The sequence below is a fragment of the Bacillus bingmayongensis genome, assembly GCF_000299035.1.
Classification (GTDB): Bacteria; Bacillota; Bacilli; order Bacillales; family Bacillaceae_G; genus Bacillus_A; species Bacillus_A bingmayongensis.
In genome coordinates this window covers 88,834-102,370 of sequence record NZ_JH921522.1, presented here as the reverse complement: position 1 = coordinate 102,370, position 13,537 = coordinate 88,834, and the positions used below count along the sequence as shown (strand labels likewise).

Annotated in this window: 10 protein-coding genes and 2 pseudogenes; 10 read left to right on the top strand and 2 right to left on the bottom strand. The window is 36.2% G+C overall.

What is annotated here, in order from left to right; genetic code table 11:
• Positions 1–97 precede the first annotated feature (97 nt).
• The 10 genes and pseudogenes from Y7E_RS32275 to Y7E_RS0126990 all read left to right on the top strand — a co-directional run bounded on the left by Y7E_RS32275 (position 98) and on the right by Y7E_RS0126990 (position 12,326).
• Positions 98–1,587 (top strand): IS1182 family transposase gene (locus Y7E_RS32275; protein ID WP_237741417.1). Its coding sequence is split into 2 segments (ribosomal slippage): positions 98–659 and positions 659–1,587, totalling 1,491 coding nucleotides; the frame shifts between segments, so codons are not numbered across the junction.
• A gap of 280 nt (positions 1,588–1,867) precedes the next feature.
• The gene (locus tag Y7E_RS0127025; RefSeq protein ID WP_017154323.1) at positions 1,868–3,013 is read left to right on the top strand and encodes a glycerate kinase; all 1,146 of its coding nucleotides are present in this window, start codon (positions 1,868–1,870) and stop codon (positions 3,011–3,013) included.
• Positions 3,014–3,232: 219 nt separating this feature from the next.
• Positions 3,233–4,126, top strand: a complete 894-nt coding sequence (gene rocF, locus Y7E_RS0127020) for an arginase (protein WP_017154322.1) — start codon at positions 3,233–3,235, stop codon at positions 4,124–4,126.
• A gap of 254 nt (positions 4,127–4,380) precedes the next feature.
• Complete coding sequence (gene cdaA, locus Y7E_RS0127015; RefSeq protein ID WP_017154321.1) at positions 4,381–5,208, top strand: diadenylate cyclase CdaA; 828 nt, start codon at positions 4,381–4,383, stop codon at positions 5,206–5,208.
• On the top strand, positions 5,201–6,670 hold the full coding sequence (locus tag Y7E_RS0127010) for a CdaR family protein (RefSeq protein WP_017154320.1): 1,470 nt from the start codon (positions 5,201–5,203) through the stop codon (positions 6,668–6,670). The genes cdaA and Y7E_RS0127010 overlap by 8 nt, the downstream gene beginning before the upstream one ends.
• Positions 6,663–8,009: a phosphoglucosamine mutase gene (gene glmM / locus Y7E_RS0127005; protein ID WP_017154319.1), complete on the top strand. Its 1,347-nt coding sequence runs from the start codon at positions 6,663–6,665 to the stop codon at positions 8,007–8,009. Before Y7E_RS0127010 ends, glmM begins: the two co-directional genes overlap by 8 nt.
• 287 nt (positions 8,010–8,296) lie before the next feature.
• Positions 8,297–8,480, top strand: a pseudogene (locus Y7E_RS34630) (hypothetical protein).
• 12 nt (positions 8,481–8,492) lie between these two features.
• Entirely contained in the window at positions 8,493–10,295 is a 1,803-nt protein-coding gene (glmS, locus tag Y7E_RS0127000; RefSeq protein ID WP_017154318.1) for a glutamine--fructose-6-phosphate transaminase (isomerizing), read from the top strand.
• A gap of 275 nt (positions 10,296–10,570) precedes the next feature.
• Positions 10,571–11,137: a DUF4256 domain-containing protein gene (locus tag Y7E_RS0126995; protein ID WP_017154317.1), complete on the top strand. Its 567-nt coding sequence runs from the start codon at positions 10,571–10,573 to the stop codon at positions 11,135–11,137.
• 520 nt (positions 11,138–11,657) lie between these two features.
• Positions 11,658–12,326, top strand: a complete 669-nt coding sequence (locus Y7E_RS0126990; RefSeq protein ID WP_017154316.1) for a hypothetical protein — start codon at positions 11,658–11,660, stop codon at positions 12,324–12,326.
• A gap of 591 nt (positions 12,327–12,917) precedes the next feature.
• Here the strand turns inward: Y7E_RS0126990 and Y7E_RS34625 are convergent.
• Together Y7E_RS34625 and Y7E_RS32265 are read right to left on the bottom strand one after the other, a co-directional pair.
• Positions 12,918–13,100 carry a hypothetical protein gene (locus tag Y7E_RS34625; protein ID WP_237741416.1) on the bottom strand — a complete coding sequence of 61 codons (183 nt, stop codon included), beginning with the start codon at positions 13,098–13,100 and terminating at the stop codon, positions 12,918–12,920.
• Between the two features lie 171 nt (positions 13,101–13,271).
• Positions 13,272–13,537: pseudogene (locus Y7E_RS32265) on the bottom strand (IS4 family transposase); the annotation flags it as partial.

The following is a 13,537-nucleotide window of genomic DNA, read 5'->3' as shown; positions in this document are numbered from 1 at the left end:
CAGGCTGTGGAGAAAGTTTGCTCCACAGCCTATTTTTGTGTCTGAACCCTTTTTTATCTGTCAACAATGATAAAAAGAGGAAAAGGAGCGATTTATTATGATGGGTGCATTGAAAAATCATCGCGATGAGCGTGTATCAGTTTCTGTTGAAGAGTTAGTTCCACAAGATCATTTTCTTCGTGCAATTGAAGCGACTATTAATTTTGATTTTATCGAGGAAAAGTTACGTCCTTATTATTGTGAAAACAATGGTCGCCCTTCTATTCATCCTATCGTCTTATTCAAAATGATGTTTATTGGCTATTTTTATGGTATTCGATCTGAACGTCAATTAGAAAAAGAGATTAAAACTAATATTGCGTATCGTTGGTTTTTAGGGTTTTCTTTATCGGATTCAGTACCAGACCACTCCACAATCAGTTGGAACCGTCGTACTCGTTTTATTCATACAAATATTTTTGAAGAAATCTTTAATGAAATTGTACGTCAAGCGATGGAACATCGTATGGTGGGTGGGCGCGCATTGATGACAGATTCAACTCATGTGAAAGCAAACGCAAATAAAAATAAATTTGTACACAAAGTAAAAAAAGAGCGCCCTAAATTATATATGGAAGAATTAGAAGCGGCAGTTATAAAAGATAGGGAAAAACACGGAAAAAAGAATTAAAACCAAGAAAGGAACGTGATACCCCAATCAAAAAAACACGTGTAAGTACAACAGATCCAGATAGTGGCTTTTTAATGCGAGATGGAAAACCGAACGGTTTTCATTTCTTAGATCATCGTACAACGGATGCGAAATATAATGTGATTACAGATACATTTATTACGGCTGGAAATGTAGCGGATTCCGAGCCGTATTTAGAGCGACTTCAAGCACAAGTTGATAAGTTTGGATTTCAAATAGAAGCAGTGGCACTTGATGCTGGCTACTTTACAGGTTATATCTGCAAAAAATTATCGGAACAGAATATATTTATGGTGATGGGGTATCGCCGGTTTGGAAAAAGAAATAAAGACGTACCAAAAAGCCAATTTAAATACGAAAAAGAAACAGATGTATTTGCCTGTCCAATGGGATGTATTTTAGAATATGCGACAACCGATCGAGAAGGATATCGCCAATATAAGTCTAATCCAACAGATTGCGCAGTTTGTCCGTTGCGTAACAAATGTTTCTCAGAGAAACAAAAACAGAAGGTCATTACACATCACATTTGGGAAGAGTATAAAGATATTGCACGAAAAAACAAATTAACAAGTACAGGTAAAAAACTATATAAGGTACGCTGTTCTACTATTGAACGAAGCTTCGCGGATGCCAAAGAGCTACATGGCTATCGATACGCTCGGTTCCGGGGGCTGAAGTCTGTCCAAATGCAGGCTTATCTCACCGCAGCTTGCCAAAACATGAAAAAAATAGCCCTTCACCTGACCAAAAAGGGTCAGGTGAAGGGCTATTTTTCTAGCTTCTATCACTTTTTATTGTTTTCATTCACTAAAATATTAAAAAAATTCCAGAGTGTCGGAAACCCTAAAGGGTTTCCCAACACTCTGGAAAAAACCTTACATCAAAAGATGTAAGGTTTTTTTGTTTATCCCGCATTAACGGGCAGTAAGAACCTCACTTCAAAGTTCAGCGAAAGCAAGGAAGTTAGGTGGGGGGATCAACTGTCCGTTAATGCCCGATTTGTTCAACTAATAATCAGTGGGGGATGAAGAAAAACCCCCACTGATTAAAGTTTCACTTTATCCTGCCTAATAGGGACAAGTTTCCATTCATTTCATTTACAATAGAAAGATAGAATGAAATATACGATTTGAATGGAAGTTTGTTTAGATATGGGGAATGGAGGGATAGGTGTTGAAAATTGTTATTGCATCTGATTCATATAAAGAAAGCTTACGAGCGATGGAAGTATGTAAGGCCATTGAAAAGGGATTTACTAAAATCTTTCCTCAAGCTGAGTATGTAAAAATACCAATTGGAGATGGAGGAGAAGGTACCGTTCAATCCCTTGTTGATGCTACAGATGGAAAAATTATTTCACTCCATGTAACAGGGCCACTAGGAGAGCGTGTAGAGGCATTTTACGGTATTTCTCAAGATAAAAGAACAGCGTTTATTGAAATGGCGGCAGCATCTGGATTACATCATGTTCCAGTTAAAAAGCGAAATCCTCTCATCACAACAACAATAGGAACGGGAGAGCTTATATTAGATGCGCTGGATAAAGGCGTACAGCACATAATTTTAGGGCTTGGAGGAAGTGCTACGAACGATGGGGGGACTGGAATGCTCTCTGCTCTAGGTGTAAAGTTTTTAAAGAAAGATGGACGAGTGATAGAACCTGTCGGTGGAAATTTACATTCTATTAATTCTTTTGATTTATCGAATTTGGATTCTCGTTTAGCGCATGTAAAACTAGAAGCGGCGTGTGATGTAGATAATCCTTTAACAGGACAAAAAGGAGCATCTTTTGTATTTGCAGAGCAAAAGGGAGCAAATGCAGAAATGACTGCACAATTAGATAATAACTTAAAACATTATGCCCATATATTAAAAAAGCATTTACATATTGATGTGAAAGAGATTTCGGGTGCAGGAGCAGCGGGTGGATTAGGTGCTGCAGTTGTTGCTGTACTACAAGGAAAATTAAGAAAAGGAATTGAAATTGTATTAGACTATACAAACTTTGATGAACATATAAAAGAAGCAAATCTTGTTCTTACAGGTGAAGGAAGGATAGATGTACAAACAGCTTATGGGAAAGCTCCAGTTGGAGTTGCTAGACGTGCAAAGAGGCTGCATATACCCGTTATAGCTATTGGAGGTTCCGTACTTCCTAATCACATTTCAGTTTATAAAGAAGGAATAGATGCTGTGTTTGGTGCCACATCAAGTCCAATGACACTAGAGGAAGCTTATATAGTAGCAACGGAGAATCTTGAAATGACCGCACGAAATATCGCATCTGTATGGAAAATAGCATCAGAAAGACGTCTCTAATATAAGAGGCGTTTTTTATTTTCAATTATTTATAAATACATGTACAATGAGATTCCTTCGAAATGGTTTACTTTATGCATAGAATAGATTTGAAATATAGATTTTTTACATAGATATGAGTGAATATGGTGCATATACATACGAAAAAATGTCGAGTTGAGTCAGACTATATAAAAGATTTAAAATATTTAGTGAAGGCATAAAAGGGGGATACTATCTATGAAGAAAGAAATTTCAATCGTTGGAGTTCCAATGGACTTAGGGCAAATGCGTCGTGGAGTTGATATGGGACCAAGCGCGATTCGTTATGCGGGAGTAATTGAAAGAATTCAAAATATCGGGTATGACGTAGATGACATCGGAGACCTATGTATTGAAAGAGAACAGGAAATAGTTGAAAATACAAAATTAAGAAACCTTACACAAGTTGCAAATGTTTGCGATGAATTAGCAAGTAAGGTTGATCATATTATAGAAAAAGGTCGTTTTCCACTTGTACTAGGTGGAGACCATAGTATAGCTATTGGGACTCTTGCAGGCGTGGCAAAGCACTATAAAAATTTAGGGATTATTTGGTACGATGCACATGGGGATCTAAATACGGAAGAGACATCACCGTCTGGAAACATTCATGGTATGTCACTTGCAGCAAGTTTAGGTTATGGACATCCTTCACTCGTTAATTTATATGAAGCGTATCCAAAGATTAAAAAGGAAAACGTTGTTATTATCGGTGCGCGTGCATTAGATGAAGGTGAAAAAGAATTTATTCGTAATGAAGGAATTAAAGTATTTACAATGCATGAAATTGATCGTATGGGTATGACCGCTGTTATGGAAGAAACAATTGCGTATTTATCGCATACAGAGGGTGTTCATTTATCATTAGATTTAGATGGACTTGATCCGCATGATGCACCAGGAGTTGGGACACCTGTAACTGGTGGATTATCATATCGTGAAAGTCATTTAGCGATGGAAATGCTAGCAGAGGCTGATATTATTACATCGGCTGAGTTTGTTGAAGTAAATCCGATCTTAGATGAGAAAAACAGAACGGCAAAAACAGCGGTAGCTTTAATGGGTTCTTTATTCGGTGAAAAACTAAAATAAATGTAAGAAAAGTAGCTGAAATGCTGCTTTTTTTATTTTAAAAAGAGAGTATAATAATGAGTTATATTATACCGTTTTATAAAAAAAGTTCGACATCTTACCAATTTCCACCAAGTTGGTAACGGCGTTTGTAATTGTCGTTTCTTTCATGTATGGTATAATTAACTAGTTGTTGTAAATACATACAGATAGAGCAGAATAATAATATTTCAGTATATGGATAAAATTGCTCATAAGTAGGAGGAAGGGGTAGCATGCCTTTTGGAGATATGAACCTTTTGAAATATCTCAGTACGATATTAGATATCGCCGTTGTGTGGTTTGTTATATATAAGCTAATTCTTGTAATCCGAGGCACAAAAGCTGTTCAACTTTTGAAAGGGATTACGGTTATTATTATCGTTCGTATATTAAGTTATTTATTTGATTTGCATACGTTGCAGTGGCTCACGGATCAAGCTTTAACATGGGGATTTTTAGCGATAATTATTATTTTCCAACCGGAGCTTAGACGAGCGCTTGAACAATTAGGAAGAGGAAGCTTGTTCTCCCGTGGAATTGGTCAGGAAGAAGAAGAGCATGAAATAGTTGCGAATGCTGTAGCAAAGGCAACCGAATATATGGGTAAACGACGCATTGGTGCGCTTATTACATTATCTAGAGAAACTGGGATGGGAGATTATGTAGAAACCGGGATTCCTTTAAATGCGAATGTCTCATCAGAACTGCTTATTAATATCTTTATTCCAAATACACCGCTTCATGATGGAGCAGTTATTATGCAAGGAAATACGATTAAAGCAGCAGCTTGCTATTTACCATTATCGGAAAGCCCGTTCATATCAAAAGAATTAGGAACGCGTCACCGGGCTGCGATGGGAGTTAGTGAAGTAACTGATAGCATTACAGTAGTTGTATCAGAAGAAACAGGCCAAATTTCTTTAACTAAAAATGGAGAATTGCATCGTGATTTAAAAGTTGAACAGCTGAAAGAAATGCTTTTAGCAGAGTTCAGTGGAAATGTGAAAACAACTTCTTCATCTTTATGGAATTGGAATTGGAGGAGAAAGCGTCATGGATAAGCTAATGGAGAACCACTGGTTTTTAAAAGGAATTTCATTACTATTGGCGTTAATGCTTTACATGTCAACGAATTTGTCAGATAAAAACACGACAGTGAATAAGGGTGCATCGCCTTTTCCAACGGGTGATGTAACAGAAACAGTATCTAACATTGTTGTAGCAGTAAACTACGATGAAGATAGATATATTGTAAGCGGCATTCCAAAGTATGTAAAAGTAAAATTGGTAGGGCCTAAAAATGTGATTACTGCAGCAAAGTCACAACGCGAGTTTGGTGTATCTTTAGATTTACGTGGGTATTCTACTGGAACATATGATGTTCCTTTAAAATATACCGGGATGGAAAACAATTTAAAAGCAACAGTTCAACCAGAAAAAGTTAAAGTTACGATCCAAAATAAGGTGAAAAAATCATTTCCTGTGGAAGTGAAGTATTCAAATGAGAATCAAATGCCGGGCGGTAGTATGGGGGCTAATCCAACTATTAAACCAGGGACTGTTGAAGTTACTGGTACAAAAGAGGAACTAGCAAAAGTTGCGCTTGTCAGGGCATATATTGATTTGAAGGGGATAACGAAAACAGTAACAAAGACAGCTGAAATTGTATTGTATGATGAAGACGGACGAAAGTTAGACTTACAAACAACACCGTCTAAAGTGAATGTTACAATCCCAGTTTCAAATCCAACTGTGACAAATAATATTGAAAAAACAGTTCCGTTAAATTATGTGAAAAAAGGAAGTGTACCGGAAGGGTTAACTGTTACAAACATTAGTGTCGAACCAAATGAAGTGACAATATCAGGTCCAAAAGATGTTTTGGACAATATAAAGTCCTTGGAGGGCGTCGAAGTAGATCTTAGTAAAATTACAGAGTCTACAACATTCGATGCCTCTGTTTTATTACCGAAGGGTGTAACAAATGTAAGTCCGGGTCAAGTGAAGGTTTCTGTCGAAGTACAGAAGCAACAAAAGACAAAGCAGAAGACGATTGATGGTATTTCTATACAAACAAATGGGTTGTCAGATGAACTTACTTTACAACTACTTTCTCCGCAAAATGGAAAGATAAGCGTTGATATTTCAGGAGAAGCAAGTATAGTAGATAAAATAACAGCAGCACAAATAACAGCATCAATTAATCTGCAAAATATATCTCCTGGGACACATGATATTCCAATTCAGGTTAGCGGTCCTAATAATGTTTCAATAGAAGCAAAACAAAAAAATGCGAAGGTAACTCTTGTAAAGAAAGAAAAGCCAGATCAAGAAGTACAAGGTAAGCCAGAGCAACCAGATTCACAAAAAGATAAAGAGACTGAAGCAGAAAAACCAACAGAAGAGGATCAAAACAAAGAACCTGAAAAAGAGAGTGAAGTAGAAAATCCAGAGGGAACTCAAGAACAAACAGAAACTCAAAAACAAACAGAGCAAGAAAAAGGAGCGAATAGCAATGGGTAAATATTTTGGTACAGATGGTGTGCGCGGTGTCGCGAATAAGGAATTGACGCCTGAATTAGCGTTTAAAATTGGACGTTTTGGAGGATATGTATTAACAAAGGATACAGATCGTCCAAAAGTGATTATTGGTCGCGACACACGTGTATCTGGTCATATGCTAGAAGGTGCGTTAGTAGCAGGACTATTATCAACTGGAGCAGAGGTTATGCGCCTTGGCGTTATTTCAACTCCTGGAGTTGCTTATTTAACAAAAGCGTTAGATGCACAAGCGGGTGTTATGATTTCAGCATCTCATAACCCAGTACAAGATAACGGAATTAAATTCTTCGGTTCAGATGGGTTTAAACTAACTGATGAGCAAGAAGCAGAAATTGAAGCTTTATTAGATAAAGAAGTAGATGAATTACCACGTCCGACAGGCACAGAACTTGGACAAGTGAATGACTACTTCGAAGGTGGACAAAAATACTTACAATACATTAAACAAACTGTAGAAGAAGATTTCTCAGGTTTACATATTGCTCTAGATTGTGCACATGGGGCAACGTCTTCTTTAGCGCCATATTTATTTGCAGATTTAGAAGCTGATATTTCTACAATGGGAACTTCACCAAATGGCATGAATATTAATGAAGGTGTTGGTTCTACACATCCAGAAGGTTTAGCGGAATTAGTTAAAGAAAAAGGTGCAGACATTGGACTTGCCTTTGATGGCGATGGAGACCGTTTAATTGCAGTAGATGAAAAAGGAAACATTGTTGATGGAGATCAAATTATGTACATTTGTGCGAAGTACATGAAAGAAACTGGTCAACTAAAACATAACACAGTTGTTTCAACTGTTATGAGTAACTTAGGATTTTACAAGGCACTTGAAGCAAACGGTATTACAAGTAATAAAACAGCAGTTGGTGATCGCTATGTAATGGAAGAAATGAAACGTGGCGGTTATAACCTTGGTGGTGAACAATCTGGTCATATTATCTTACTAGATTACATTACAACTGGTGATGGAATGTTAAGTGCACTTCAGCTTGTAAACATTATGAAAATGACGAAGAAACCATTGTCTGAGCTTGCAAGTGAAATGACAAAGTTCCCACAATTATTAGTGAACGTTCGTGTAACAGATAAGAAATTGGCATTAGAAAATGAGAAAATTAAAGAAATTATCCGTGTGGTAGAAGAAGAGATGAACGGAGATGGACGTATCCTTGTTCGTCCTTCTGGAACAGAGCCACTTATTCGTGTAATGGCAGAAGCACCGACACAAGAACTTTGTGATGGATATGTACATCGCATTGTAGAAGTTGTGAAAGCTGAAGTTGGCGCTGAATAATTGATTGATTTCATATGAAAAAGGAGCACGCTTTGTGCTCCTTTTTCATATGTTTTATAGACAATGAAAAAATTTTCATTGACGGTTTCTGTTGTTTGTTATAAGATTGTCTTGTTCTTTTTCTCAAAGTAAATATATGAATTATGAAAGCGCCAGAACTACAAGTTGTGTAGTTGACGAGGAGGAGTTTTATCGAGATTTCGGCGGATGACTCCCGGTTGTTCATCACAACCGAAAGCTTTTACTTAAATCACCGAGGTGACTCAGTGGACAAAGGTAAAAGTCTGATGAGAGAAAAGGAACGGATGAATACTAGCTGTATAAGTATATACGGACTTAAACCCAATCGAGAGGAAGGTGAAAGCCGTTACAGACTTACAGGGCTAGCAATATGTAATCCGTTTTTTATATATAAATAATGGGATCGGACTATGTCGTTACATGTTCGCAGAGCAATGTAAGCATTTGTAACGGCGACTAAACATGTGTGGAATCGTAGGATTTATTGGAGAGCAGGATGCAAAGGAAATTTTATTAAAAGGTTTAGAGAAGCTAGAATACCGCGGATATGATTCAGCAGGTATTGCAGTACAAGCAGAGAACGGTGTTGTTGTATACAAAGAAAAAGGCCGTATTGCAAAACTTCGTGAAATCGTAGATGAGAACGTAGCGGCAAGCGTGGGAATCGGTCACACACGCTGGGCTACACACGGTGTTCCAAGCACAGTAAACGCACATCCGCATCAAAGTACATCAAAACGCTTTACGCTTGTTCATAATGGTGTAATTGAAAACTATGAATTAGTGAAAAAAGAATATCTTCAAGATGTAACGTTTGTAAGTGAAACAGATACAGAAGTTATCGTTCAGCTTATGGAACAGCAAGTAAGCACAGGGTTAAGTGTAGAAGATGCATTCCGTAAAACGTTATCCATTTTACATGGTTCTTATGCGATAGGATTACTTGATGCTGAAAATCCAAACATGATTTATGTTGCTAAAAACAAAAGCCCGCTATTAGTAGGTGTTGGTGACAACTTTAATGTTGTTGCAAGCGATGCAATGGCAATGTTACAGGTTACAGATCAATTTATCGAATTAATGGATAAAGAAATGGTAATTGTAACAAAAGAAAGTATTACAATTAAAAATTTACAAGGTGAAACGATTGAACGTGCACCGTTTACAGCGGAATTAGATGCAAGTGATATTGAAAAAGGAACATATCCTCACTTCATGCTTAAAGAAATCGATGAGCAACCACTTGTAATCCGTAATATCATTCAAAAATATCAAAATGAAAATGGCGAAATTGAACTAGATGAGGACATCCGTGGCGCAATTTTAGATAGCGATCGTATTTACATTATTGCGTGTGGAACAAGCTACCATGCTGGTCTTGTTGGAAAGCAGTTTATCGAGAAATTTGCAAAAGTACCTGTAGAAGTACATGTAGCAAGTGAGTTCTCTTACAACATGCCATTATTAACAGAAAGACCATTCTTCATTTACATTTCACAAAGTGGTGAAACAGCAGATAGCCGTGCAGTACTTGTGCAAACAAATGAAATGGGTCATAAAGCATTAACAATTACAAACGTACCAGGTTCTACGCTTTCTCGTGAAGCTGACTATACATTGCCTTTATACGCAGGACCAGAAATCGCAGTTGCTTCTACGAAAGCTTACACAGCTCAGCTTGCAGTACTTTCAATCCTAGCAGCTGACATTGCAAAAGCAAAAGGTGAAGTACTTGATTTTGATTTAACACATGAATTAGGACTTGTAGCAAATGCAATGGTCGTACTTTGTGATCAAAAAGAAGAAATGGATACACTAGCAAAACAATTTTTAGCAACGACACGTAACTGCTTCTTCATCGGACGTAGCGTAGACTTCTACGTAGGTTTAGAAGGTGCGTTAAAACTAAAAGAAATCTCTTACATCCAAGCAGAAGGATTTGCTGGTGGAGAATTAAAACACGGTACAATCGCTTTAATCGAAAATGGTACACCAGTTATCGCACTTGCTACACAAGAGCACGTAAATCTTGGAATTCGTGGTAACGTGAAAGAAGTAGTGGCACGCGGAGCTAACCCATGTATCATCTCAATGAAAGGCTTAGAAATGGAAGGCGACAGCTTCGTATTACCAGCTGTACACGAAGCACTAGCGCCGCTAGTAGCAGTTATTCCATTACAACTTATCTCATACTACGCAGCACTTCACCGCGAGTGTGACGTTGATAAGCCACGTAACTTAGCTAAATCTGTTACGGTTGAGTAGGAGATTAGTAGAGTAACTAGTTTATGCAAATTTAAAATAAAGTCGTATCATTTTACCCCTTTAGATTATCTAAAGGGGTGTTTTTATAGTGAAAAAAAGAATATCTGGAATTGAAAGATCGATTAAGGAACTGTTGAGTGACAATAAGTTGTTTCGTTAAATGGTCAGACTGTTGAAAAATAGATTTAATAAATTATATAATTTATTGTAAACTGAGTTCGCATAATTATTTAGACGATTTATTATAAAACATATACTTAAAGGAGGAGACTAATATGCCAGAGAATAAAAATGAGTTGCCAGCAGAACAGCGTGAAGAATTAATCAGAGCATTGCAAGCTCGTTTTGAGAAAAACATGAACCGCCATGAAGGTCTTGAATGGGCTAAAGTCCAAACAAAGTTGGATGCTAATACTGAAAAAATGTGGTCGCTCAATGAAATGGAAGTAACTGGTGGAGAACCGGATGTTGTTGGTCATGATAAAGAGAAGGACGAATATATTTTTTATGATTGTTCAGCGGAAAGTCCTAAAGGTCGCAGAAGCCTTTGTTATGATCGTGAAGGGCTAGAGTCAAGAAAAAAACATAAACCAGAAAATAACGCTATTGATATGGCAACTGCCATGGGCATTGAACTATTAACGGAAGAACAATATCGGGCGTTGCAAAAACTTGGGGATTTCGATATGAAAACTTCGAGTTGGGTACAAACGCCCTCTGATATTAGAGAACTCGGCGGTGCCCTTTTTTGCGATTGCCGCTTCGGGCACGTTTTCGTTTATCACAATGGAGCAGAATCCTATTATGCTGCCAGGGGCTTTCGTGGTTCGCTAAGGGTATAAATTTTGCACAGACAGCTAAATTTGAATTTGAGAACGGATCCACCTAGGGAAAAGTTTTAATTTCATTCTTCAACTATCGGGCGCTTTAATGGAGGAAGGATCACAGAAATCATCAAACTTTATTACAAACCAACATTTATTGTAACTTTTAATAAAGAATAATATAAATCACCTCATAAGATATCGCTATCTGATGGGTTGATTTTTTGTTACAGTGAAAAAAGATTAAATTCCATGTATGTTGATATGTCATTATCAAAATTGAATATTGAATAGATACAATAACGCCCTCTAAATTTTTTAGAGGGCGTTATTGCGTATAGGTAGATTATTCAGCAAAAAAAGTTCTACTATTTAGATGAAATAAAAGAACATACAAAAAATCCTTGGCGGTCAGCGTAATTTAATATATAAATAAGAGGTATTATTTGGAATAGGGGGAAAGCTTCTATGAAAAGAATGATCGTAGTCTCCAGTTTAGCACTTATGGTAGGATTAGTATTGGGATGGTTTAATTAATATGAAAAAAAATACAGATTTTAATAAAAAAGTTTTTGAATATTATATGGCTCTTTATGCTGTAGATGATATAAGATCGACTATAATTACTCTTGTTATTGGTATTGCAGATATATTTGTACTTTTGCCTGCCTTTGTAAATCCTTTTCAACCACTATATATGTATATAGTAGTTCCGCCAATTGCTTTTTTAAATTTATGGGCAATATGGATTGTTATAAATCCTCGGAAACGACAATTACAATACACCCTATTTCGTGGGATATTTGGCATCGTATGTTCAATCGGATTATTGGTTATAACTCAAAAGTTTGCATATGGAATGTTAGAATTACAAACTCCAATCTATTTTATTTTTTCAGTTGGTTTGTATATTTTTGCTTTGTATCATTACTATAAAAAGCATATTAAAAAACTTCAGGAACCAATAAAGAAATCAAAATCATCGAAAAAAAATTCTGGTTTCGGAGTAGTGGCTTTTGTAGGATTGGGTCAACTCATTGCTAATATCAGTCTTGGTTTTGCAACACAAAAGATGGTAGCAATTGTATTAATGTGTGTATACTCAATGCTTTCGTTTATTTTGTTTCATTTCATTATGGAACTCCATAGGTATTATTATTTACGGAAGCATATAGAAGGTGGAGGGAAAACACATACAACTTTTTAAAGAGACTTTATAGAATCTTAAGTATATGATTGCATTCCTCTTATAGTCAGTAAAGGCTAGGGAAAAGAGAAGGGAAGAAGCAGCCTCATGAATTTGGAATTACATTTAGATAGCAGAGAGGCCTTTTTTCTATTTCGAATGATAGGAATAAGTAATGATTGGTCGAAAGTGATAGGATGGTTTAAGTGAGATCGTTTGCTCTTAAAATAATACTAAAGAACTTTATAATCCTCCCATATCCATTAATGTAGATTTGAAATAAAGTGGTGATATTTTAATTAAAGAATTCTAAATGAGTTTTGACCAATCTTTTTTTATGGATTCTTTTTGCTTCTCACTAAATAAGGATTTGCAAAACATTTCTAATCAAACTTTATTCGAAACCAACATTTATTGTTGACTTGAAATAAAGTTTAACCGTCTTACTCCTTTAATCATTTTAATCCCATGATATTTTCTCTATTTTTAAAAAATGCTCTTTTCTGTTGTTCTTTTATAGAGGTTATTTAGTGCAAACATTATTTCTCCTGCTTTCTGGTAATTAAATATTTTTATATAAAAACCAAAAATGCCCTTTTCTTAGGGCATTTTTTACATCGGTGGCTTCATAATCTCCTGCATAATCCCACCCATACTCATTAAAGCGGTTGTAACTATAAATAAAACAACCACGAGAATAATCAATTTCTTCTTATGTAATCCGGTTAAAACATATAACCCAATCCCTAAAACGATATAGTACCAAATAGCGAATATATCTATCCTTTGCGCCATAGCATGTAAGATGAGGTTATCGGTTAATAAGGGTGCTAAACCATGCCCATCAACTTAAGAGCGGAAACAAAATGAACTTTTGTTCATATGAACTAAAAAACTCTTAAAATATTTGATGTCCTTAAAAGTAAGCACACCGAATAAACCCTAACGGGTTTCATTTTTAAAAAATTATGCAACTTTCTTTTGTTTTCTCAATCCACTATACTCATAGACAACACCCATAATATCAAAGACAGTTTTCTTCTCATATCTGTGGGATTTCCGTCCATTCCTCTGTAAAAGGTTGAACAGGCGGGTTAGGATCTTTGTTATCTCTTGGTTGTTTTGCTGTATTGCTTGATATAACAGAAATAGATGATCTTGGATCATCCCAATCGCTTTATATTCGCTTAATTCTCTTTTCTTCTTTTGTAAAAGCAATTTATGATTCTGTT

What these genes read in the sequence shown, in the direction of transcription:
- cdaA (WP_017154321.1), top strand. Translation starts at nt 4,381, where the DNA reads ATGCCTTTTGGAGATATGAACCTTTTGAAATATCTCAGTACGATATTA.
- Y7E_RS0126995 (WP_017154317.1), top strand. Translation starts at nt 10,571, where the DNA reads ATGCCAGAGAATAAAAATGAGTTGCCAGCAGAACAGCGTGAAGAATTA.
- glmS (WP_017154318.1), top strand. Translation starts at nt 8,493, where the DNA reads ATGTGTGGAATCGTAGGATTTATTGGAGAGCAGGATGCAAAGGAAATT.
- Y7E_RS0126990 (WP_017154316.1), top strand. Translation starts at nt 11,658, where the DNA reads ATGAAAAAAAATACAGATTTTAATAAAAAAGTTTTTGAATATTATATG.
- rocF (WP_017154322.1), top strand. Translation starts at nt 3,233, where the DNA reads ATGAAGAAAGAAATTTCAATCGTTGGAGTTCCAATGGACTTAGGGCAA.
- Y7E_RS0127010 (WP_017154320.1), top strand. Translation starts at nt 5,201, where the DNA reads ATGGATAAGCTAATGGAGAACCACTGGTTTTTAAAAGGAATTTCATTA.
- Y7E_RS34625 (WP_237741416.1), bottom strand. Translation starts at nt 13,100, where the DNA reads ATGGCGCAAAGGATAGATATATTCGCTATTTGGTACTATATCGTTTTA.
- glmM (WP_017154319.1), top strand. Translation starts at nt 6,663, where the DNA reads ATGGGTAAATATTTTGGTACAGATGGTGTGCGCGGTGTCGCGAATAAG.